Consider the following 20984-nt stretch of genomic DNA (forward strand, 5'->3'; position numbering starts at 1 on the left):
ACCCCCGGTGAACCCTTGGCCCCCATCACCCCCAGAATCTCCGCGGCGCGGCGAATCCTGCTGGGCCTGGCGCTGCTGACGGCGCTGCCGGCATCCGCGACGGACATCGTCACCTTCAGCCAGGGCGCGCTCATCATCCCGGAGCAGGCCACCTTCCAGCAGGGCTGTGGAAGCCTGTCGGCCTACGGCCTGGTGTGGCGCCTGTTGCAGTCCAACGAGGCGGGCGGCTTCAACGCCAACCACCCGGTGACGGTGTACCTGGCCATCGACGACACGAAGCGGTCCCCCAACCGCTGCGTGCCCACCAACAAGCACCTGCCGCCCCTGCCGCACAACGGCCAGTGGAACGACCCCAGCTGGAATGACGGCTGCGACTTCCACATCTCCCGCGCGGACGCGGCGCCCGTCGTGCCGGTGCCGCCCCTGCAGGCGCTGCCCGCGAGCGGCCTGTTCCCCGAAGGGAACATCGACAACTTCACCACCAGCACGAGCCAGGCGCGGCCGAACTTCACGGCCACGACGCTCAACACCGCCAGCGGCTTCCGCGACGTCCAGTACATGGGCGGCGCGTTCATCATCGACGCGAAGGACGCGAAGAACGCGCTCGACTTCCTGAACTCCTCCGCCGGGGCGGACGCGCCGAACAAGTTCCGCACGACGTGCAACTGCAACACGTTCAGCAACGGCAAGAACTGCTTCTACGTGCGCATGCACCAGGCCACCATCGAGTTCAACGCGCCCATTGGCCGGCGGTTGAACCGCGTGCCCCCGAAGATCGCCCTGCTGGACCTGGACGACGACAACGCGACGGACAAGTCCTTCGTGAAGGGCGGCATGCTGGACGACTACCTGCGCAACGCGGGCCTGGACTTCCCGGGCGCGGGCGGCTGCCCGCAGGGCACCACCAGCGGCTGCACCCTCAACGGCGGGCAGCCCGGCCTCATCTACGACGCGCTCCACGCCAACGCGGACCTCATCTCCACCGCGGCGTTCCCCAACGGCCTGCTCAACGCCGTGGACCCCGCCACCCAGCGCCCGCGCTACCGCGTGTTCTGGGCGCCGCACTGGCAGATTGGCGACAGCACCCGCGCCGAGTACAGCGCCAACGGCGACGGCGCCGGCAACCAGGCGGAGAACGTCCTCAACAACATCGCCTACTTCACCAACCAGCGCGGCAACGGCCTGTTCGCCGAGTGCACCAGCATCTGGTCCTACGAGCACACCGACAAGGTGGGCGGAGGGCTGGTGCCCTCCACGCGCTTCCAGGGCGAGGGCACCTTCGAGAAGAACAAGCTCGGCAGCAGCGGCAAGAACTGGGACGGCCGCAACTGCACGGACCCGGACTACATGAACGAGTCCTCGCCCCGGCCCGCCTGCATCCTCTACCCCAACCCGGGCGACCCCTTCTCCCAGCTGGGTGACTTCCGCTTCAACAACGTGGCGGGCGAGACGGAGAACTACCGGACGACCTTCAAGAACGGCGTGCGGCGGCTGGCGGTGAGCTGGGTGAACTACGCCACGGGCAACCAGTACGACAACCCCGTGCACGTGGCGGCGCACAACCTTCGCGGCAACGACTTCTTCTCCTTCAACCAGAAGGACAATGATCCGCAGAAGGCGACCATCGTCTACCTGGCGGGCCATGACTTCAAGGACAGCGTCGCGGGCACGCGCATCGTGCTCAACACGCTGCTCAACCTGGGAAGCGAACCGCTGCAGAGCGAGCGCACCGTGTCCGCGCCCGTCGCGCTGGACGACACCAACGGCAGCGACACCAACGGCTCGCGCGCCCTCCTGTTCAAGACGTCCTACAACGCCGTGACGGGCTACCCGCCCGGCGCGGACACGTACACGCCCGCGCAGGGCTCGCACTGGGTGTTCCCCTACTACCCGGGCACGCTGCGCGCGCACTCGCTCATTGGCGGGGATGCGCTGTCCACGGGGGAGAACTCGCTGTCGGACGGCACGCTGTGGAACGCGGACGCGCGCATGCCCGCGCCCGGCGAACGCAACCTCTTCACCTACTTCGGCGGCGAGGTGACGGTGAACCCGTCGCTGGGCGCCGGCCGCACCGCGCCGCACGGGGTGATGCAGGTGGGCTGGCAGCCGGAAGAGGTCTCCGGCACGCGCATCAACCGCAGCTACGGCTCGGCCCCCAATCCCGGCTGCGTGGACGTGCTGAAGCTCGGCCGCGCCACGACGCGTGACGGCAGCTTCCGCTACGACTTCGTGAGGGGCCCGGACGGCGTCTGCGACCTGCAGCAGGCGACGCAGTACTCGCCGCAGCTGGGCGGGGCCGACTTCGGCGTCACCAACGAGCTCATCAACAAGACGCAGCTGTACGTGGACTTCAACGCGGTGGCGATGATGCTCCAGCGGGTGCGCGGCTACTGCTACGCCACGGAGTCCCGCCGCGACGGCGCCAACGAGACGCCCATCCTCGAGCCCTCCATCACCCAGTGCAACAACGACGACGCGGACAACAAGGCGCACCTGGGCGGCTTCATCCACTCGTCACCCGTGGTGGTGACGGCCAGCCCCCACATCCCGGACACCAACGCCGCCCGGCCCACGGTGGCCTACGCGGCGGGCCTGGACGGCCAGGTGCACGCCTTCTACGTCTCCGGCGGCGCGCGCTATGACGGCCCCGCGCAGAACCTGAGCTTCCCCAACCCGGACGCCAGCGCGCGCTTCAAGACGGACTTCGCCCAGCGCTTCCGCACCGGCACCACGCCCCCGCCGGGCACGGAGCTCTGGAGCTTCCTGCCGGCCACGCAGCTGGCGGGCCTGCGCAACAACACCGCGCGGGTGAACAGCGCGCCCGCAGTCTTCGACGTGTTCGCGGACTTCGTGGGCACCGGCCGCCGCGAGTGGCACACCGTGCTCGTCGCCAACGTGGGCCAGACAGGGCGCGACCTGTTCGCCCTGGACGTGACCAACCCGCTCAAGCCCGTGCTGCTGTGGCACCTGGTGGGCAGCCACTACGCCACCGCCAGCGCGCCGAACTCCGCCGTGGCGCTGGCGGACAGGGGCCAGGGCGGCCTGGACTGGACGTACACCTGGGACGAGGACTCGAGCCTCTTCCTCCTGCCGCCGCGCTCGGACCCCGGCCGTCAGCCGAGCGGCCTCTATGACTACAGCGGCCTGGGCGGCTCGCGCGGGCTGTCCGTGGGCGTGGGCCGGCTGGGCATGGAGCCCGTGTACGCCGTCTTCGTCGCCTCCAGCAGCTCCGGCGCGCTGCCGGCACCGGGCTCTCCCGGCTCCCCCGCCAAGGGCGTGCAGGTGTTCGCCATCGACGTGGCCAACGGCCAGAAGCTGTGGCAGTGGCAGCAGGCCTATACCAGCAGCGTGGACAACAGCGCGCCCGCCGCGCCCACCGTGTCCCAGGACTCGAGCGGCGCCGCGCGCCTCTACGTGGGTGACATGGAGGGCCGGCTCTGGGAGCTGGACGCGTCCACCGGCATGAACATCAACGTGGCGCGCACGGGCCCCGCGTGCTCGGAAGCCACGCCCTGCAAGTACACGGCGATGAACATCGGCGGGCTGCCCGTCACCAGCCAGCCCATCAGCACCAACGTGGGCCTGGCGCGCATTCCGCTCGACGCGACGAACACCTCCGCCTTCGGCCAGTTCAAGGGCAAGGTGGTGGCCCTGGTGGGCACCGCCGGCATGGACTGGGTGCCGGACACGGTGGGAGGCCGCTTCCACGCGCTGCTGCTGGACGCGGAACTCCGGCTGCCCCTGGGCATGGACGGCAAGCGGCTGGACGGCTCGCCCATCACCGCGAACCTGGCCAACACGGAGGCGGACACCTACGGCGTGCTCCAGGAGCCCTCGCCCTTCCCGCTCGTCTTCCCCGCCCCCGAGCACGTCTACGGCAACATCACCATCGCCGGGCGCACCGCGTACTTCAGCACCGCGGAGGAGTCCGTGAACGACCCCATGATGCTGAGCGCGTCCGTGGGCGGCCACACCTACAGCATCGACCTGGGCAACACGGCGGCCACGCAGGCGGGCATCCAGCCCATGAGCGGCGCGACGCTGGCCAACTACGGCGGCGTGGCCGTCTACCACCGCGACAACGGCAGCGGGTCCACGGACTACGTGGTGGGCGCGGAGGTGAGCGCCCTGCGCGTCACGCGCATCGACAACGCGACCAACACCGGCGCCTCCAGCCCCAACGCGAAGGACTCCGTGGCCGGCAACAACGGCGTGCTCTACCAGCTCCTCAACTGGAGCCAGAGGTTCCTCGAATGAGAGCCCTTCCCTCTCCCGCCGCCCGGCGCGGCAGCGGCCTGCTGGAGGTGCTCATCGCCATGTGCGTCCTGGCGCTGGCCGCCGTGGGCGCCGTGATGGGCATGGTGGCCGCCACCCGCGACGTGAAGGACGGCCAGGTGCTCCAGGGCCGGCGCATGCTGCTGGAGGCGCGCGTGCAGCGGCTGTGGCTCGCGTCCAAGATGGACCTGGCCAACCAGGCCGTCCCCCGGCCCACCCTCTTTCCGCCGGAGGTGGCCCTGGCCACGGCGCCCTGGGTGCTGGACCCCAGCGCGCCGCAGGCGGGCGACATCGGCACCGGCGCGTACTTCCGCGTGCGCCCCACCGGCCAGGTGGAGCCCGCGCTGGACGTGCCCGCCGGCACGCCCTGCACCGACGCCACCCCGGACTCGGTGCTGCCCCGCGACGTCTACTGCCGCGAGGTCCTGGTGACGCAGGGGCTGCCCAAGGATCTGCCGCCCGCGGCCCAGGCGATGGTGCCCGCCGGGGCGCTGCCCTTCACCTTCTGGACGCGCGCGTACCGCAAGGGCGACAGCCTGGACCGCGCCATCGTGCACAGCGAGGTCTTCGTCCTATGAGGTTCCGGTCGAAGCCCCGGGCGCACGCACGCGGCATGACGCTGCTGGAGACGATGGTGGCCGCGGCGCTCACCACCATCATCCTGGCGGCGGCCACGGCCCTGCTGCTCGCGGGCGGGCGCGTGGTGCACAACACGGAGCACGTGGCGGACAGCCACGACCACGCGCGGCTCGCGGGAGAGACGCTGCTGTCCGCGGTGCGCCAGGCCGGCGCGGGCATGTCCGAGGGCCTCTGGGTGGTCTCCGGCGGAGTCCCCCAGCGCATCAACCCCGTCTTCGGCGGTGACGGCGCGGGCACGGGCGTGCTCGCCGCCACCACGACGGGCAACCAGCCGGGCGAGGACGGCAGCGACGACCTGTGGCTGGTGGTGCCGGACCGCAACTACCTGGGCCGCGACTGCGCGCCGGGCGCGGCGATGACGGTGGTGAAGCCGGGCACCGGCGCCCTGGAGGTCAACTGCGCGGGCACGCTCGCCGGCGCCGCGCCCGCCAACCCCATGCTGGTGGCCAGCAACATGAAGAGCGCCGCGCTGCTCACCCAGACCTCGGTATCGAGCACTCCGCCCACGGCCACGGTGAACTACCTGGAGAGCGGCGTGTCGGGCTTCTCCAACGCGCCCCACAAGGGCGGCTTCCAGAAGGGCGACCTGGTGTACCCCGTGCGGCTGCTGCACTTCTTCATCGGGACGAACGCGGGCAACGGCCGCAAGGCGCTGATGCGCGCGGAGGGCATCCCTGGCAGCGACGTGTCGGGGCGCCCCTTCGTGGACATGGCCGACCCGGTGGTGGTGCAGGACTTCGTGGAGGACTTCCAGGTGACGTTCGGCATCGACGCCACCAACACGGGCGACCCGACCCGCTACGACTTCCAGAACGGCCTCAAGCCCGAGTACACGCCGGGCCTGCGCTCGGTGCGCATCAGCGTGGTGGCCACCGGCCGCTCGCCCCGGCGCGACAATCAGAACCAGACCGTCCTGTCCGAGGACCTGCCCATCGCGGTGGAGAACCACACCCCGGCCGCGGCCCCCGCGGACGGCTACTTCCGCAGCCTCTTCTCGCGCCGGGCGGAGCTGCCCAACCTGGCCGCCGCCAGCCTGTGAGTCCATCCTCCGTGAGGCCTTCCGCCATGTCCCCACGCGCTTCGTCCCGTTCCCCCCGCGGCGCCACGCTGCTGCTCGTCGTGCTGCTCGTCACCGTGCTCCTGGGCCTGGTGGCGGGCGTGATGGCCTACGCCAGCAGCGAGCGCACGCGCGCCGTGACCTCCAGCCGCACGGGCCAGCGCCAGGGCTGCGCGGAGAGCGGCCTGCAGCTGGCGCGCGGCTACTTCGGCCGCAACTACGCCCAGTGGAACACCTTCCTGAGCACGCCGGGCACCTACGACCCCATCGCCTCGCCCACCAACCCCGCGCCCGCCAACCCGCGCACCGCCGCCGGCCGCGAGGCCATCAAGACGGTCAACCCCGCGCTGTTCGCGGACCTGGACGGCGACGGCAAGGACGACGTGTACCTCTACGTCCGGGACAACGAGGATGAGTTCAAGCCGCTCGCCCCGGAGTGGAACCGCGACAATGATCAACAGGTGGTGGTGGGCGCCATCTGCATCAGCGAGACGATGATTCCGCGGCTGGGGAGCAGCAACCAGCTGGACCCCAGCGCGCTCGCGGTGGAGGGCATCCTCCAGTACAACGGCGGCGGCCACGCCTACACGGCGCAGACGGCGGGCGGCACGGGCTCCGGCAACCTCAACCGTTGAGCCGTCCGCCGGGCGTGCGAAGCTTGCGCCCATGCCCACGCTCGAAGACGCCATCGCCCTGGCGGTGGCCGCGCACCAGGGTCAGCGCGACAAGGCAGGACAGCCCTACATCCTCCACCCCATGCGGGTGATGCTGCGTCTGTCCTCCGACGCGGAGCGCACCGTGGCCATCCTCCACGACGTGGTGGAGGACACGCCGTACTCGCTGGAGCGCCTGCGCGGCCTGGGCTACCCGGAGGACGTGCTGTCCGCCCTGGACTGCCTGACGAAGCGCGAGGGCGAAAGCTACGAGGCCTTCATCGAACGGCTGCGTCCCCACCCCCTGGCCCGCCGCGTGAAGCTGGCGGACCTGGAGGACAACATGGACGTGCGCCGGCTGAAGGACGTCACGCCGAAGGACGCCGAGCGCCTGTCGCGCTACGTGGCCGCCTGGACGCGCCTGCGCGCGGAGTAGCCCGCGGCAAGAAAGACGACGGCCCGGCGACCCTCCCGTGAAGCGAGGGCGGCCGGGCCGCGAATCCAGCGTGACGTGCGCCTTTACGCCTTGGCGAGCTGGCGCAGCACGTACTGGAGGATGCCGCCGTTGCGGTAGTAGTCGAGCTCGTTGGGCGTGTCGATGCGGCACACCGCCGTGAACTCGATGGGGCCCTTCTCACCGGTGGCCTTCACGGTGAGCTTCTTCTGCGGCGCGAGGCCGTCCGCGACGCCGGTGATCTCGAACGTCTCGTGGCCGGTGAGGCCCAGCGACTGCGCGTCCTGGCCCGCCTCGAACTGCAGGGGCAGCACGCCCATGCCCACGAGGTTGGAGCGGTGGATGCGCTCGAAGCTCTTGGCGATGACGGCCTTCACGCCCAGCAGCTGCGTGCCCTTGGCCGCCCAGTCGCGGCTGGAGCCGGTGCCGTACTCGGCGCCCGCCAGCACCACCAGGGGCGTGCCGTCCGCCTGGTACTTCATGGACGCGTCGTAGATGCTCATCCGCTCACGCGTGGGGATGTGCACCGTGACGCCGCCCTCCACGCCGGGGACGAGCAGGTTCTTCAGGCGGATGTTGGCGAAGGTGCCGCGCACCATCACCTCGTGGTTGCCGCGGCGCGCGCCGTAGGAGTTGAAGTCCTTGGGCTCCACGCCCTCCGCCATGAGGTACTTCGCCGCGGGGCTCGTCTTGGCGATGTTGCCCGCCGGGGAGATGTGGTCCGTCGTGACGGAGTCCCCCAGCAGCGCCAGCACGCGCGCGCCCTTGATGTCCTGGACGGCCTTGGGCTCCTTCGGGAGGTTCTCGAAGAAGGGCGGCTTGCGCACGTAGGTGGACTTCTCATCCCACTTGAACGTGGAGCCCTTGCCCACCTGCAGCTGCTGCCAGAGCGTGTCGCCCTCCATGGCGTTCGCGTACTGGCTGCGGAACTGCTCCGGCTTCACGGCCGTGCGGATGGTCTCCTTGATCTCCTCGTTGGACGGCCAGATGTCCTTGAGGAACACCGGGCGGCCGTTGGGGTCCGTGCCCAGGGGCTCGTTGTCCAGGTCGCGGCCCACTTCACCGGCCAGCGCGTACGCCACCACGAGCGGGGGGCTCGCCAGGTAGTTCATGCGCACGTGCGGGTTGATGCGGCCTTCGAAGTTGCGGTTGCCGGACAGCACCGCCGCCACCACCAGGTCGCCCTCCACCACCGCGTTGGACACGGACTCCGGCAGCGGGCCGGAGTTGCCGATGCAGGTGGTGCAGCCGTAGCCCACGACGTGGAAGCCCACAGCCTCCAGGTAGGGCAGGAGGCCCGCGTCGCGCAGGTACTCCGTCACCACGCGGCTGCCCGGGGCCAGGGACGTCTTCACCCAGGGCTGCGGCTTGAGGCCCTTCTCCACGGCCTTCTTCGCCAGGATGCCCGCGGCCACCAGCACGGCCGGGTTGGACGTGTTGGTGCAGGACGTGATGGACGCGATGACCACCGCGCCGTGGCCCACCTGGTAGCTCTGCTTGCCCGCCTTCACGGTGACGGACTGGGCCAGCCGCTCCGGGGCCACCGGGGCCGCGGGAGCCTTCGCGCCCTTGGGACCCTCGTCGTCCTCGCCCTTGCTCTTGCCGGCGGACAGCATCTCCACGAGCGACGCCTCGTACCCGGCCTTCATGTCCTTCAGGGGGACGCGGTCCTGCGGACGCTTGGGGCCCGCCAGGCTGGGCACCACGGCGGCCAGGTCCAGCGCCAGCGTGTCGCTGAAGAGGGGCTCCTCGGCGCCGGCCTTGAACCACAGGCCCTGCTCCTTCGCGTACGCCTCCGTCAGCGCCACCACGTCATCCGGGCGGCCGGTGAAGCGCAGGTAGTTGCAGCTCTCCTCGTCCACCGGGAAGAAGCCGATGGTGGCGCCGTACTCCGGGGCCATGTTCGCGATGGTGGCGCGGTCCGGCAGAGACAGGTTCTTCAGGCCCTCGCCGTAGAACTCCACGAACTTGCCGACCACGCCCTTCTTGCGAAGCATCTGCGTGACGGTGAGCACCAGGTCCGTGGCCGTGGCGCCCGCGGGCAGCTTGCCGGTGAGCTTGAAGCCCACCACCTGGGGAATCAGCATCGTGATGGGCTGGCCCAGCAGCGCCGCCTCCGCCTCGATGCCGCCCACGCCCCAGCCCACCACGCCCAGGCCGTTGATCATCGTGGTGTGGCTGTCCGTGCCCACCAGCGTGTCCGGGTACACGGTGTTGCCCTGGCGGAACGTCACCTGCGCCAGGAACTCCAGGTTCACCTGGTGGCAGATGCCGATGTCCGGCGGCACCACGCCAAAGCCCTTGAACGCGCTCTGGCCCCAGCGCAGGAAGGCGTAGCGCTCGCGGTTGCGCTCGAACTCCAGCTCCGCGTTCTCCTTGAAGGCCGCGGTGGTGGCGAACGAGTCAATCTGCACCGAGTGGTCGATGACCAGGTCCGCCGGGTTGCGCGGGTTGATCTTCGCGGGGTCACCGCCCATGGCGGCGAGCGCCTCACGCATGGCGGCCATGTCCACGACGGCGGGCACGCCGGTGAAGTCCTGGAGCAGCACGCGCGCGGGGTGGAAGGAGATCTCAGTCTCCGGGGCCGCCTTGGGGTCCCAGGCGAGCATCTTCTCGATGTGCTCGCGCTTGACGACGCGGCCGTCCTCGTTGCGCAGCAGGTTCTCCAGCAGGACCTTCAGCGAGAACGGGAGGCGGTTGACCGCCGGGTGCGCCTTCGCCAGCGTGGCCAGGCTGAAATAGTCGTAGGTCGCCGAGCCCACCTTGAGCTGGGCCTTGGTGCCGAAACTGTCCGTCATGTGCGTTGCCGTCCTTCCGTGCCGGAATGACGCAACTTCTAGGCGTGTCCCCCCCGGCATGCAAAGGGTTCCTGCACCGCGTTGAAGGCGGTGGACGGTTGGTTGGGACCCCGGGCTTACAGACCCGCTCAGAGCACCTTGCGGAAGAAGTACAGCACCCGCTCCACGGCCTTCTGCCAGAGGGGACGGCGGCGGAAGGCGGCCAGGTCCACCTCGCGGCAGTTGCCACAATCCAGACGGAACGAGTCCTCCAGGTCACGCCCCAGCCGGGGGTCCGCGAAGACGGCGTTCACTTCGTGATTGAAGGCCAGGGACAGCCGCTCCAGGTTGAACGACCCGATGGTGCCCCACACCCCGTCCACCACGGCCGTCTTGGCGTGCAGCACGCCCCGGCGCCACTCGAAGATGCGGATGCCGGCGTCCATCAGCGGCTCGTAGAAGGCGCGCGTCGCATGCTCTAGGAACGGGTGGTCGCTCTTGCCCCCGTTGAGCAGCAGGCTGACCTCCACGCCCCGCTTCGCCGCGTCCTTGAGCGCGGCCACCATGCGCCGGTCCGGCACGAAGTAGCCCGCGGCGATGAGCACGCTGGCCCGCGCGCGCTGGATGGCGTGCAGGTACGCGCGATGGATGCTGCGGCGGCTGGACAGCACCGCCAGTCCCACGTCGCCCTTCCGGGGCCGGGCCTCCAGCGCCTGGGCCCCGCCGCGGATCCGCCGGCGCAGCCGGCTCAGGCGGTCGCGGAACATCATCCGCCACGTGGCCAGGAAGCGCCGCTCCAGCTCATGCACCGCGGGGCCTTCAATCCGCAGCACGTCGTCGCGCCACGCCACGCCCTGCCCCTCCGGGGCCCAGTGCGCCGCGATGTTCACACCTCCCGTGAAGGCCACCGTACCGTCCACCACCAGGATCTTGCGGTGGTCCCGGCGCAGCAGGTGGCGCAGCCCGCGCTGGAGGCTGAAGGGCTTGAAGGCCCGCACGTCCACGCCCCGCGCGCGCAGGCCTTCGAAGAAGCTCCTGCGGCTGGTCCAGGACCCCACCGCGTCGTAGAGGACCTTCACGTGCACGCCGCGCTCGGCGGCCTCCGCCAGCGCCTGGCCGAAGAGCTCGCCCACCGCGTCGGTGACGAACATGTACGTCTCCAGGCGGATGGAGCGGCGCGCCCGGCGGATGGCCTCCAGCATCTCCGGGTAGGCCTCCACGCCGTCACGCAGGAGCCGGCACGCATTGCCCTGGAGGGTGGTGTGGTGCTGCGGCAGGTAGTACCGGGCGAGCAGGCGCCGGGACACCCCGGCGCTCCACACCGGACCGTGCTCGGGCACCGGTCCCGGCGAGCGCGCCGCTGGAACCAACCCTTCCGTCCGCCCGTCCTCCCCCGCCAGCTCACGCATCACCCCATTCAGGGTGGGAACGGAGGGAGGGACCGGCAACCCGGACGGGCCCTGCCCGCCTCCTCGGCGGGGTTGCACCGTCCGCTAGCCGACGACTGCTGGCTACAGGCCGAACTCGACGCGCTTGTTCTCCGCGCGCGTGGCGCACGGCTGGTCGTACTCGGGGAAGTACTCGCGCATGTGGTCCAGCGTGGAGGCGGCCTGCTTGTAGTGGCCCTGGTTGTAGTAGCCCTCCACCTCCAGCAGCAGCTTGGAGCAGGTGCGGTCCAGCTCCTGCTGGGCGCGCTTCATGGCCTCCTGGGCCTCGAAGTACAGGTCCGGCTTCGGGTCCGGGTGGGCCTCCAGCATCAGCCACGCCTCGCGGAAGGCCTTCCACGCTTCGTAGCGGTTGCGCGCGCCGATGTCCGGCGTGTCGAAGTTCTTGCGGCCCTTCTTGAAGAGATCGTTCGCGTTCGAGACGAGCTGCTGCGTGGAGAGGTCCTCGGGGAGCAGCGCGCGCTCCACCCAGACGTTCCACACGCGCCAGGTGTCCTCGCCCGGCGGGTTGCGGGTGTTGTCGAAGATGATGCGGTTGGGCTCGCCCTTGCGCAGCTGCTGGGGCGGGATCATCAGCTCCAGCGAGCGCTCCTGGCTGGCCAGCGTGTCCGGGGGCACCTTGCCCACGTCCACGCCGTTGACGCTCACCACCACCTCGTCCTTGGAGATGCCCTGGGCCTGGTAGTGGAGGATGACCACCGCGCGCGTCGCGGCGACGAACTCCCACTCGAAGACCTTCATGTCCGGCCGGTTCCAGGTGACGCCGTCACCCAGGCCGAACGAGTCCGTGATGGGCTGGTTGGACAGGCGCACGGGCTCCTCGCCCTTCTGCACCGTGTCCTCGCCGCCCAGCACCAGCCAGTACATGAGGGCGAAGAGGCCCAGCACCACCACGCCGCCGCCGGCCATCACGCCCGCGCGGACCTTGGAGTTCGCCTCCGCCCAGAACAGGCGCAGGTTGGCCATCAGGCCCGGCGTCTCACGGCGGATGCGGGCGCGCTCGGCTGCGGACAGGCCGCCGCCACTGCTGCTGGCGCCACCGGCGCGGGGCGTGCGGGCCACGGCGCGGGAGGACTGGGAGCCGGTGCGGCGCGCGGGCGGAGGCGCGGGAGCGGGCTTTTCGATGGCCGCCGGAGCGTCCTCTTCCGGGGGCGGCTCCTGCGGGATGGCGCGCTGGGCGTTGGACGTGGGCCGGCGGATGGCGCGCATGTTCATGCGCGTGGACTCCGCCCGGATGCCCTGCAGGTCCTCCTCGTCCGCGCCTTCCGGCACGAGCGCCGCGCCCTTCTTGTTACGCGACTTGCGCACGGAGTCGATGGAGACGATGCGCGTGCTGTTGGCGCCGTCCTCCGCGGGCTTCTCGTCCTCGCCGGTGGGCGCGTCCTCCGCGGCGAGCGCGAAGAGGAACGTCACCGGGCCCAGCGTGAGCGTGTCGCCGTCCGCCAGCGTCTGCTTCTGCACGGCGGCGCCGTTGACGACCGTGCCGTTGGCGCTCTTCTGGTCCTCGACGGCGTAGCCGTCACCGTCCTTGAAGATGCGGCAGTGACGGCGGGAGATACCGGGGTCGTACAGCACCACGTCGCACTCGGAGGTGCGCCCGATGAGCACGGAGTCCTGGTCGAAGACGAACTCCTTGCCTGCGTCTTTTCCCTCGGAGATCGTCAGTTGGAAGGCCATGTCGTCCTAGGAGCCTATCGAGGCATGTACGGCTCGGGCAACGGCGGCGCGCGCGCTCGCCGGCTCCAGCACTTCCGCCTCTCCGCCGAAGGATAGCACCCACTGCGTGAGCCAGCGCTCACTGTCTCCGGCCACCCGCACCTCCACCCCTCCGTCGGCGAGCGGGCGGGCGTCCTGACCGAAGCGCTCCTTCACGTAGGGTGCCGCCGTGGGGGTGAAGCGCACCCGGACGGAGGCCTCGCTGGCGCTCCGGGCCGGGTTGGGCACGTCCGCGCGGGCGTCCGGCGGGGGCTGGAAGGAGGTGGTGGTGACGGCCAGGTCCTCCATGCGATCCAACCGGAACAGGCGCGCGTCCTGGCGGGTGTGGCAGAAGCCCTGGAGGTACCACTGGCCACGGTGGCTGAGCAGCTCGTAGGGGCGCACCCGGCGCGGCTCCGGCGGGCGGCCGGGGCTGGCGTAGCCGAACGTCACCTCCAGCCGCTCCAGGATGGCCCGGGTGATGGGCCCCAGCGCCGGGGGCGCGTCCGCGGAGGCGTCGATCTTCCGGTACATGTCCCGGAAGCGCTCGCGGGCGGCGGGCGGGATGATGCCCTCCAGCTTGGTGAGGGCGCTCTGGAGCGCGTCGCCGGTGGCCGGGCGCAACAGCTCCGCCGCGGCGGCCAGGGCCGCGGCCTCGCCGGCGGTCAGCCGGGGCGGCGCGAACAGGCGCTGATCCAGGTCCACGTAGACGCGGTCGTTGTCCACGTAGATGTCGATGTAGTCGTCCGGGTTGAAGGGCGGCCGGCCCACGCAGGTGAGCAGGTCCAGCTCCTCCAGCAGGTCCTCGCGGCTGATGTTGAGGGCCTTGGCCAGGGCCTCCACGGTGACGCCGGGGTGCTTGGAGACGTAGGGGACGAGGAACAGCAGGCGGCGCAGCCGCTCGTGGACGTTGCTCATGCGCTCACCCGCTGACCTTCCACCGGCGTGTGCTTCGCCAGGATGTTCGCGGCCATCCGCTCCAGGCGCTCGCGCGCCTCCGGAGGCCCTTCCACACGGCAGTCCTGCCCCAGCGACAGGACGAAGCGCGTCAGCCCGTCCAGGAACGTCACCGGGAAGCGGGCCCGCACCACGCCCTCCGACACCGGCTCCAGCGCCGCGCCCGGGAACAGCGAGCCCGCGCGCGAGGCCTGCGGCCCGGTGAGCTGCAGCGTCACCTCCAGCGGCTCGTGGAAGCGGTACTGCCAGGGGAAGTAGGCCACGTGGGCGTCCAGCGAGAAGTCCGCTGGCACCTCGAAGTCCGGCGTGCGCGGCCGGGCGGTGTTCACCTTCAGCTCGCGGATGCGGTGGACGTGGAAGGTGCGCAGGCCCTGGCGCAGGTGGCAGTAGCCCACCAGCGTCCACACGCCGCGCCGGAGCGCCAGGCCGTACGGGTCCACGCGCCGCTCCGTGACGCCGTCCTTGCGGGGGCTGCCGTAGGTCAGCTGCACCCACTTGTGGGCGGAGCACGCATCCCAGAGCTGCTCCAGGCGGGCGGAGACCTCCTTCTCCTGGCCCTCCTGGCCGGTGCCCAGCTCCATGCGCACGCGCGGGGTGGGCAGGGATTCGCCGGCGAAGAAGCCGATCTTGCGCAGCGCGTGCGCCAGGTCGTCGCGGCCGGGGAACGCGCCGGACGCCAGCGCGGCGGACCCGGCGGCGTAGAGCACGGCCAGCTCCTCCTTCGTGAGGTCCGCCTCCGGCAGGTAGTAGACGTTGCGGTCGACGATGTAGCCGTCGCGCCGCTCGTCGTCGCCCTGCACGTAGCTCAGCGGGAAGCCCAGCTCGACGAGCTCCGCCTTGTCGCGCTCGAATTTGCGCTCCGCGGCGTCATCCGAGCCGCCGTAGTCCGCGGGGAAGTGTTCACGCAGCTCGGCCCACGAGATGGGTTCCCGCGCGTCGAGCAGCAGTGCCACGAGATCAAGGATGCGTTCCGTGCGGTCCATTCAGGTGATCGGTGACCATGGCGGACAGGACCCGGGAGATCAAGAGACCGGGGACTTCCGGGGTGGGAGAAGGGGGCAGGGATGGAAACGAACACAAAGGGAACAGCGAAGGGGGCCAGCTCCGTCCAAGGGGGATAGCCGCCCCAACCTGAACAGGCAAGCAGGTACAGCCATGTACCCCTCGTTTCGTCCGCAAGCCAGCAGACAACCCCGGGCGTGGGGCTCGCACTCGGGGCGCGTCTGGGTTATTCCTTGGACATTGTCGATTTGGGTGAGAAGCGACAGCGGGCCTCCTGGAGGCTTTGCTGGCTGCCGTGGGGCCGACGCGGCGGACTGAAGCTTGACGAGGGCTCGACCATGGACCGCACCTCCCTGCTGAAGAAGTGGCTTCCCGGGCTGGCGCTGGTGCTGCTGGCCTTCGCCTCCACCCCGGCGCACGCCCGCAACGAACCGCTCTACTTCGCGCTGGAGGTCCGGCGCGACGGCCGGCTGATCGCCCAGCCCAAGCTGCTGGGTGAAGCGGGCCGCACCCTTCGCGCCGAGCGCCGCCGTCCGGGCGCGACCGTGCCGGACTACCGGCTGGTGCTCACGCCCAAGGGCGAGGGCGACTCGTTCCAGCTCCAGGTGGACCTGTCCCTGCCGGAAGGGGAAGGCCACTCGCAGCTCGCCCTGCTGCACGGCCAGGAGCGCAAGCTCCAGCTGGGCCGGGTGCCGGGCGAGCTGGAGGTGTCGCTGCTCCTGATGAAGGTGGACTCCCCGGAGTTCCGCGCGCTGATGCGGCTGACGGAGCCGGCGACCGGCACCGTGAAGTCCGTCTCCAGCTCCATCTAGGCGCACGTTGCGCGGACCGCGGCTACAGCACCGCCAGGTCGTCGCGGTGCACGGCCTCATCCAGGTAGCGGTAGCCCAGCACCGCCTCGATGTCCGCGCTGCGCCGCCCGGCGATGCGCCGGAGCTCGTTGGCGTCGTAGGTGGACAGGCCCCGGGCGAACACCGTCCCGGCCGCGTCCGTCAGGTCCACCGGGTCTCCCCGGCCGAAGTCCCCCTCCACGCCCGTCACGCCGCTGGGCAGCAGGCTGCGCTTGCCGGTGACGATGGCCTCCTTCGCGCCCGCATCCACCGCCAGCCGGCCCCGGGGCCTCAGGGCATGGGCGATCCACGCGGTGCGCGCGCTGCGGCGTCCAGCGGGCTCGAAGAGCGTGCCCACGGCTTCCCCTTCAAGCACGCCGCGCAGGCGGCCGGGCACCGCGCCGGAGGTGATGACGCAGGGAATGCCCAGCTCCGCGGCGCGGGCGGCGGCGCGCACCTTGGACGCCATGCCGCCCGTGCCCACCGCGCTGGTGGCGTCGCCGGCCAGGGCCAGCACGTCCGCGGTGACGCGCGGCACGGCGGGCATCAGGCGGGCTTCGGCGTCCCTGCGCGGGTCGGCGGTGTAGAGCCCCTCCACGTCCGACAGGAGGACCAGCGCGTCCGCCTCCACCACGCCGGCCACCAGGCTCGCCAGCGTGTCGTTGTCGCCGAACTTCAGCTCGTCCACGGACACGGTGTCGTTCTCGTTGATGACCGGCACCACGCCCGAGGCCAGCAGGCGCTCCAGCGTGTGCTTCACGTTGAGGTAGCGGCGGCGCTCCTGCACGTCCTCGTGGGTGAGCAGCACCTGGGCCACCGTTCGGGCCGCGTGGCCGAAGGCCTCCTCATAGGCCTGCATCAGGCGGCTCTGCCCCACCGCCGCGCACGCCTGCTTGCCTGGAATGTCCCGGGGGCGAGCAGGCAGCCCCAGCCGCTCCATGCCCAGCGCGATGGCGCCGCTGGACACCACCACCAGTTCCCGGCCCCCGGCGGCCCACAGCAGGTCCTGCCCCAGCGCGTCGAAGTGGGCACGGTTGAAGCGGCCCGTGGCGCTCGTCAGCGCGTTGGTCCCAATCTTCACCACCACGCGGCGGGCCCCGCGCAAGGCGTTGCGTGCGGAATCAGTCACGGAAGGCAGCGTAGGCTGGAACGGGAAAGGACGCGCGTGGCCGGTTGTTCACCAGGCTGCGCGGCACGCCGGCTGAAGGGCTTTGTCATGAAACGCGGGTGGCCCCAGTCCATCCAATGCCTTGAATGCGGCGCGGGTCATTCGATGTCCGCGCCAGGAGAAACGGTTTGAAGGAAATCTACGGCAACACCCTGGGCCTGAAGACGAGCGAGCAGCAGCGGCTGCGCAACACGTTCCGCCGCCGCGTGGATCCGCGCGAAATCGTGTCCGCGGAGCTTGCCCGCCACCTCACCGAGCTGTCGCACGAGCTCAACCGCCAGGTGGGCGTCCTCATCAACCGCAAGGGCGACATCGAGCACGTCGTGGTGGGCAACGCGCACAAGCTGGAGCTGCCGGACATCGGCCGTGCGCGCGCCGGTCAGATTCGTCTGCGTGGCCTGCGGCTGGCGCACACGCACCTGAAGAGCGAACCCCTGACGAAGGACGACCTCACGGACCTGGCGCTGCTGCGCCTGGACTGCGTGGCGGCCGTGGGCGTGGGCAACGAAGGCCTGCCCGGCATCCTGCACTGGGCCTACCTGGTGCCGGAGAACGGCTCGGGCGATTTCTGGCACGTGTCCACCCTGCCCTCCGTGCACGGTGAACAGCCGGACCTCTTGGCCACGCTGGACGCGCTGGAGGAGGAGTTCAACCGCAACGCGGCCGCGCGCACCGTGTCCGGGAAGGAGCGCGCCATCCTGGTGGCGGTATGCCTGGACGGCAACCGCGCCCGGGCGGAGTCCAGCCTGGCGGAGCTGAAGGAGCTGGCGCGCACCGCGGGCGTGGAGGTGGTGGACAGCGTGCTCCAGATGAAGCGTGAGGCGGATCCGCGCTACCTCATCGGCCGGGGCAAGCTGGAGGACCTGAACCTGCGCTCCATGCAGTCCATGGTGGACCTGCTCATCTTCGACAAGGACCTCACCCCGTCTCAGGGCCGCCACATCGGCGATGCGACGAGCCTGAAGATCCTGGACCGCACGCAGCTCATCCTGGACATCTTCGCGCAGCGCGCGCAGACGGCCGAGGGCAAGCTGCAGGTGGAGCTGGCGCAGCTGAAGTACCGGCTGCCCCGGCTGGTGCAGGGGGATGACTCGCTCAGCCGCCTCATGGGCGGTGGCGTGGGCGGTCGCGGTCCGGGTGAGACGAAGCTCGAAATCGACCGCCGCCGCGTGCGCGAGCGCATCACCAACCTGGAGCGCCGCATCGACGTCATCAGCCGCGAGCGCAGCGTCCGCCGGGCGCAGCGCAACCGGCGCGAGGTGCCGGTCATCTCCATCGTGGGCTACACCAACGCGGGCAAGTCCACGCTGCTCAACGCCATCACCAACGCGGAGGTGCTGGCGGAGGACAAGCTGTTCGCCACGCTGGACCCCACGAGCCGGCGCCTGCGCTTCCCGCAGGAGCGCGAGGTCATCATCACCGACACGGTGGGCTTCATCCGGGACCTGCCCAAGGACCTGGTGGCGGCCTTCCGCGCCACGCTGGAGGAGCTGTACGACGCAAGCCTCCTCTTGCACGTGGTGGACGCGAGCGACCCGGCGCGCGACGACCAGGTGGAGGCGGTGGAGAAGATCCTCGCCTCGCTGGGCCTGATGGAGAAGCCGCGCCTGATGGTGTGGAACAAGGCGGACCAGCTGTCCGCGGACGAGGTGGAGTCGCTGCTGCGCTCGCGGGGCGGCGTGGCCATCAGCGCGGTGAAGCGCGAAGGCCTGGCGACGCTCCTGGCCAAGGCGGACACCACCCTGTTCGCCGAGGGTGCGTCCGAGTCCATCGGCGTCGTGTAACGGTGGGCGGGTTGTCGGCGCGGGGGCCCTCCCCGTAGAGTCGGGGGGCCTTGGCTCCCGCGCTGAAACTGCTCATCCCGTTGTTGACGGCCCAAATCGAAGGCCTGCCCGGACAGGACTCCGGGCCGGACTACGACCGGCCCGTCTCGTCCATCTCCACCGGCTACATCGAGCTGCTGGAGAAGAACAGCCACATCGTCTACCCGGTGCTCGCCGTGGTGACGCTGCTGCTCATCGGCTGGGGCATCCTGTCCTCGTGGCGGTCGCAGGACCTGGACGGCCTGCAGAAGAACGAGTTCAAGCGCGCCATCATCAACGAGCTGCGCTCCAACCTGAGCGGCATGCCCGGCGACCTGCTGGGCCGCACCATCGGGCTGGACCGGCTCAAGACGAACCGCCTGCTGGAGGAGATGCAGTCGGAAGGGCTCGTCCTGAGCCACACCAACTCCGAGCGGCTCACCGTGTGGCGCGTGCGCGGCGCGAGCCCGGAAGCGAAGCCGCGCCGCTACTAGCGCGGCCCCTGACGTCCTGCGGCGTCCTCAGACGCCGGACAGCTCCGACTTCGGCTGGCGCGTCATCAGGTCCACCACCGCCATCTTGGCGTTCTTGCCCTCGTAGGCGATGAGGTAGACCTGCTCGCAGATGGGCAGCTCCACGCCCGTCTTGAGGGACAGGTCGCGCGCGCTCTTGGCCGTCTTGACGCCCTCGGCGACCTCCTTCATCTCCGCGAGGATGTCCGGCAGCTTGCGGCCCTTGCCCAGCTCCATGCCCACGTGGCGGTTGCGGCTGAGCTCGCCCGTGCAGGTGAGCACCAGGTCGCCCATGCCGGACAGGCCGGAGAGCGTCAGCGGGTTGGCGCCCTTCCTCACCGCGAGCCGCGTAATCTCCGCCAGGCCGCGCGTGATGATGGCGGCCCGCGCGTTGTGGCCCATGCCCAGGCCGTCCGCCATGCCCGCGGCGATGGCGATGACGTTCTTCAGCGCGCCGCCGTACTGCACGCCCACCACGTCCGTGGACGTGTACGAGCGGAAGGTGTCCGTCTGGAGCGCCTTCTGGCAGCGCTGGGCCACCTTGTCCCAGTGCGACGCGATGGTCACCACCGTGGGCATGCGACGGGCCAGCTCCTTGGCGAAGCTGGGGCCGGAGAGCACCGCGACGTACGGGTGGAACTCCTCCGGCAGACAGTCCTCCAGGAGCTCCGTCATGGTGAGCAGCGTGCCGTTCTCGATGCCCTTGGACACCGTGACGAGCGGCACGCTCCTGGGCAGGAAGGCCTTGGCGCGCGCGAGCACCTCCCGCGTGGCGTGGCTGGGCGTGGCGAGCACCACCATCTCCGAGCCGGACAGCGCCTCCTCCAGGTCCGTGGTCGCGCGCACGCGCTCGGAGAGGGGGATGCCCTTCAAGTAGGTGGCGTTCTCGTGGCGGGTGTTGATGGCCTCCACGGCGGAGGGCTCGCGGCCCCACAGGCGGACTTCGTCGCAATTCACCGCGAGCACGTTGGCGAGCGCCGTTCCGAACGAACCTGCACCGATGACACTGCCGCGCATGAGATGACCTCGGGTCGAGAGGTGGGAGGGGGATTTCAGAACAGCGTGGACACCACGCCCACGGACAGCGTGGGCATGAACTCCGCGTCCGAGGAGCGGCTGCGGAAGTCGCCACCGAACGAGACAGCGTAGGACGTCTTCTCTCCGACGGGAAACTCCGCGCCCAGCCGCACGAGGACGGAGGCATCCAGCTTCCACGCGGGCGGCATGCCGGACAGCGGATCCTCCTGGATGGGGTCCAGGTCGAAGGCCATCAGGACGCGGACGCCCAGGTACGGCCGCCACGCGCGCGGGCTGTCGCCCTGGAAGGACGTCACCAGCCCCGGGGCCACGTTCCAGTCGCGCCGGCCGCTCAGGTAGCGCGCGCCCTTGTCCTCCGTGTCCGGGGGACGCAGGAAGAACGCGCGGCCGCCGTCCACCACGAAGGCGAGGCTGACGTTGTCGCTGTCCAGGACGGTGAGGCGGGCGCTGGCGCGCAGCTCGGTCATCAGGCCGTAGACGGTGTCCACGCCCAGCCCCAGGTCCAGGTGCTCCAGCACGCCGTACACGCCGCGCGCGGACACGAAGGGGAAGCCCAGCTCCATGCCCACGCCCGCATGTCCGGAGCCCAGTGACCGGCCGCCGTAGAGCCCGTAGCGGTTGGGGGCCTGGGGTGGAGGCGGAGGACGGGGAGCCTTGACGCGGCGGCGCGCGGCGTGTAC

General features: G+C 70.6%; 16 protein-coding genes. 8 read left to right on the forward strand and 8 right to left on the reverse strand.

Annotated features, from left to right (window positions below):
• Positions 1-15 precede the first annotated feature (15 nt).
• From D7V80_RS31105 to D7V80_RS31125, 5 genes are read left to right on the forward strand one after another with little or no spacing between them, the layout of a single operon-like run.
• Positions 16-4257: a hypothetical protein gene (locus tag D7V80_RS31105; protein WP_120591587.1), complete on the forward strand. Its 4242-nt coding sequence runs from the start codon at positions 16-18 to the stop codon at positions 4255-4257.
• Complete coding sequence (locus D7V80_RS31110; protein ID WP_120591588.1) at positions 4254-4853, forward strand: type II secretion system protein; 600 nt, start codon at positions 4254-4256, stop codon at positions 4851-4853. The genes D7V80_RS31105 and D7V80_RS31110 overlap by 4 nt, the downstream gene beginning before the upstream one ends.
• Positions 4850-5953 (forward strand): PilW family protein, encoded by a 1104-nt coding sequence (locus D7V80_RS31115; RefSeq protein ID WP_120591589.1) that lies wholly within the window; start codon positions 4850-4852, stop codon positions 5951-5953. The genes D7V80_RS31110 and D7V80_RS31115 overlap by 4 nt, the downstream gene beginning before the upstream one ends.
• Positions 5954-5979: 26 nt before the next feature.
• A complete protein-coding gene (locus D7V80_RS31120) occupies positions 5980-6606 on the forward strand; it encodes a hypothetical protein (protein ID WP_120591590.1) in 627 nt (208 codons plus the stop codon).
• A gap of 31 nt (positions 6607-6637) precedes the next feature.
• Complete coding sequence (locus D7V80_RS31125; RefSeq protein ID WP_120591591.1) at positions 6638-7060, forward strand: HD domain-containing protein; 423 nt, start codon at positions 6638-6640, stop codon at positions 7058-7060.
• Positions 7061-7143: 83 nt separating this feature from the next.
• Here D7V80_RS31125 and acnA read toward each other — a convergent pair whose 3' ends face one another.
• The 5 genes from acnA to D7V80_RS31150 form a co-directional block, all read right to left on the reverse strand.
• Positions 7144-9876, reverse strand: a complete 2733-nt coding sequence (gene acnA / locus D7V80_RS31130) for an aconitate hydratase AcnA (RefSeq protein WP_120591592.1) — start codon at positions 9874-9876, stop codon at positions 7144-7146.
• A 128-nt stretch (positions 9877-10004) separates the two neighbouring features.
• The gene (locus D7V80_RS31135) at positions 10005-11264 is read right to left on the reverse strand and encodes a phosphatidylserine/phosphatidylglycerophosphate/cardiolipin synthase family protein (RefSeq protein WP_120591593.1); all 1260 of its coding nucleotides are present in this window, start codon (positions 11262-11264) and stop codon (positions 10005-10007) included.
• A 102-nt stretch (positions 11265-11366) separates the two neighbouring features.
• Positions 11367-12977 (reverse strand): FHA domain-containing protein, encoded by a 1611-nt coding sequence (locus D7V80_RS31140; protein WP_120591594.1) that lies wholly within the window; start codon positions 12975-12977, stop codon positions 11367-11369.
• Positions 12978-12983: 6 nt separating this feature from the next.
• Positions 12984-13913, reverse strand: a complete 930-nt coding sequence (locus D7V80_RS31145; RefSeq protein WP_120591595.1) for a YafY family protein — start codon at positions 13911-13913, stop codon at positions 12984-12986.
• A complete protein-coding gene (locus tag D7V80_RS31150; RefSeq protein WP_120591596.1) occupies positions 13910-14935 on the reverse strand; it encodes a YafY family protein in 1026 nt (341 codons plus the stop codon). The genes D7V80_RS31145 and D7V80_RS31150 overlap by 4 nt, the downstream gene beginning before the upstream one ends.
• A 357-nt stretch (positions 14936-15292) precedes the next feature.
• Here D7V80_RS31150 and D7V80_RS31155 point away from each other — a divergent pair, with 357 nt between their 5' ends.
• Complete coding sequence (locus D7V80_RS31155; protein ID WP_199738898.1) at positions 15293-15766, forward strand: hypothetical protein; 474 nt, start codon at positions 15293-15295, stop codon at positions 15764-15766.
• Between the two features lie 22 nt (positions 15767-15788).
• On the opposite strand, the gene proB is transcribed toward D7V80_RS31155, so the two are convergent.
• A complete protein-coding gene (gene proB / locus D7V80_RS31160; RefSeq protein WP_120591597.1) occupies positions 15789-16913 on the reverse strand; it encodes a glutamate 5-kinase in 1125 nt (374 codons plus the stop codon).
• Between the two features lie 167 nt (positions 16914-17080).
• On the opposite strand from proB, the gene hflX reads away from it, so the two are divergent.
• Together hflX and D7V80_RS31170 are read left to right on the forward strand one after the other, a co-directional pair.
• Positions 17081-18736, forward strand: a complete 1656-nt coding sequence (hflX, locus tag D7V80_RS31165) for a GTPase HflX (protein ID WP_199738899.1) — start codon at positions 17081-17083, stop codon at positions 18734-18736.
• A 50-nt stretch (positions 18737-18786) separates the two neighbouring features.
• The gene (locus tag D7V80_RS31170; protein WP_233585851.1) at positions 18787-19248 is read left to right on the forward strand and encodes a hypothetical protein; all 462 of its coding nucleotides are present in this window, start codon (positions 18787-18789) and stop codon (positions 19246-19248) included.
• A gap of 27 nt (positions 19249-19275) precedes the next feature.
• Here the strand turns inward: D7V80_RS31170 and D7V80_RS31175 are convergent, their stop codons facing one another.
• Together D7V80_RS31175 and D7V80_RS31180 are read right to left on the reverse strand one after the other, a co-directional pair.
• Entirely contained in the window at positions 19276-20283 is a 1008-nt protein-coding gene (locus tag D7V80_RS31175) for an NAD(P)H-dependent glycerol-3-phosphate dehydrogenase (RefSeq protein ID WP_120591599.1), read from the reverse strand.
• A 35-nt stretch (positions 20284-20318) separates the two neighbouring features.
• The coding region (locus D7V80_RS31180; protein WP_120591602.1) for a hypothetical protein at positions 20319-20984 on the reverse strand (666 nt) is incomplete at its 5' end.

Source organism: Corallococcus sp. CA054B (genome assembly GCF_003611625.1).
Classification (GTDB): Bacteria; Myxococcota; Myxococcia; order Myxococcales; family Myxococcaceae; genus Corallococcus; species Corallococcus coralloides.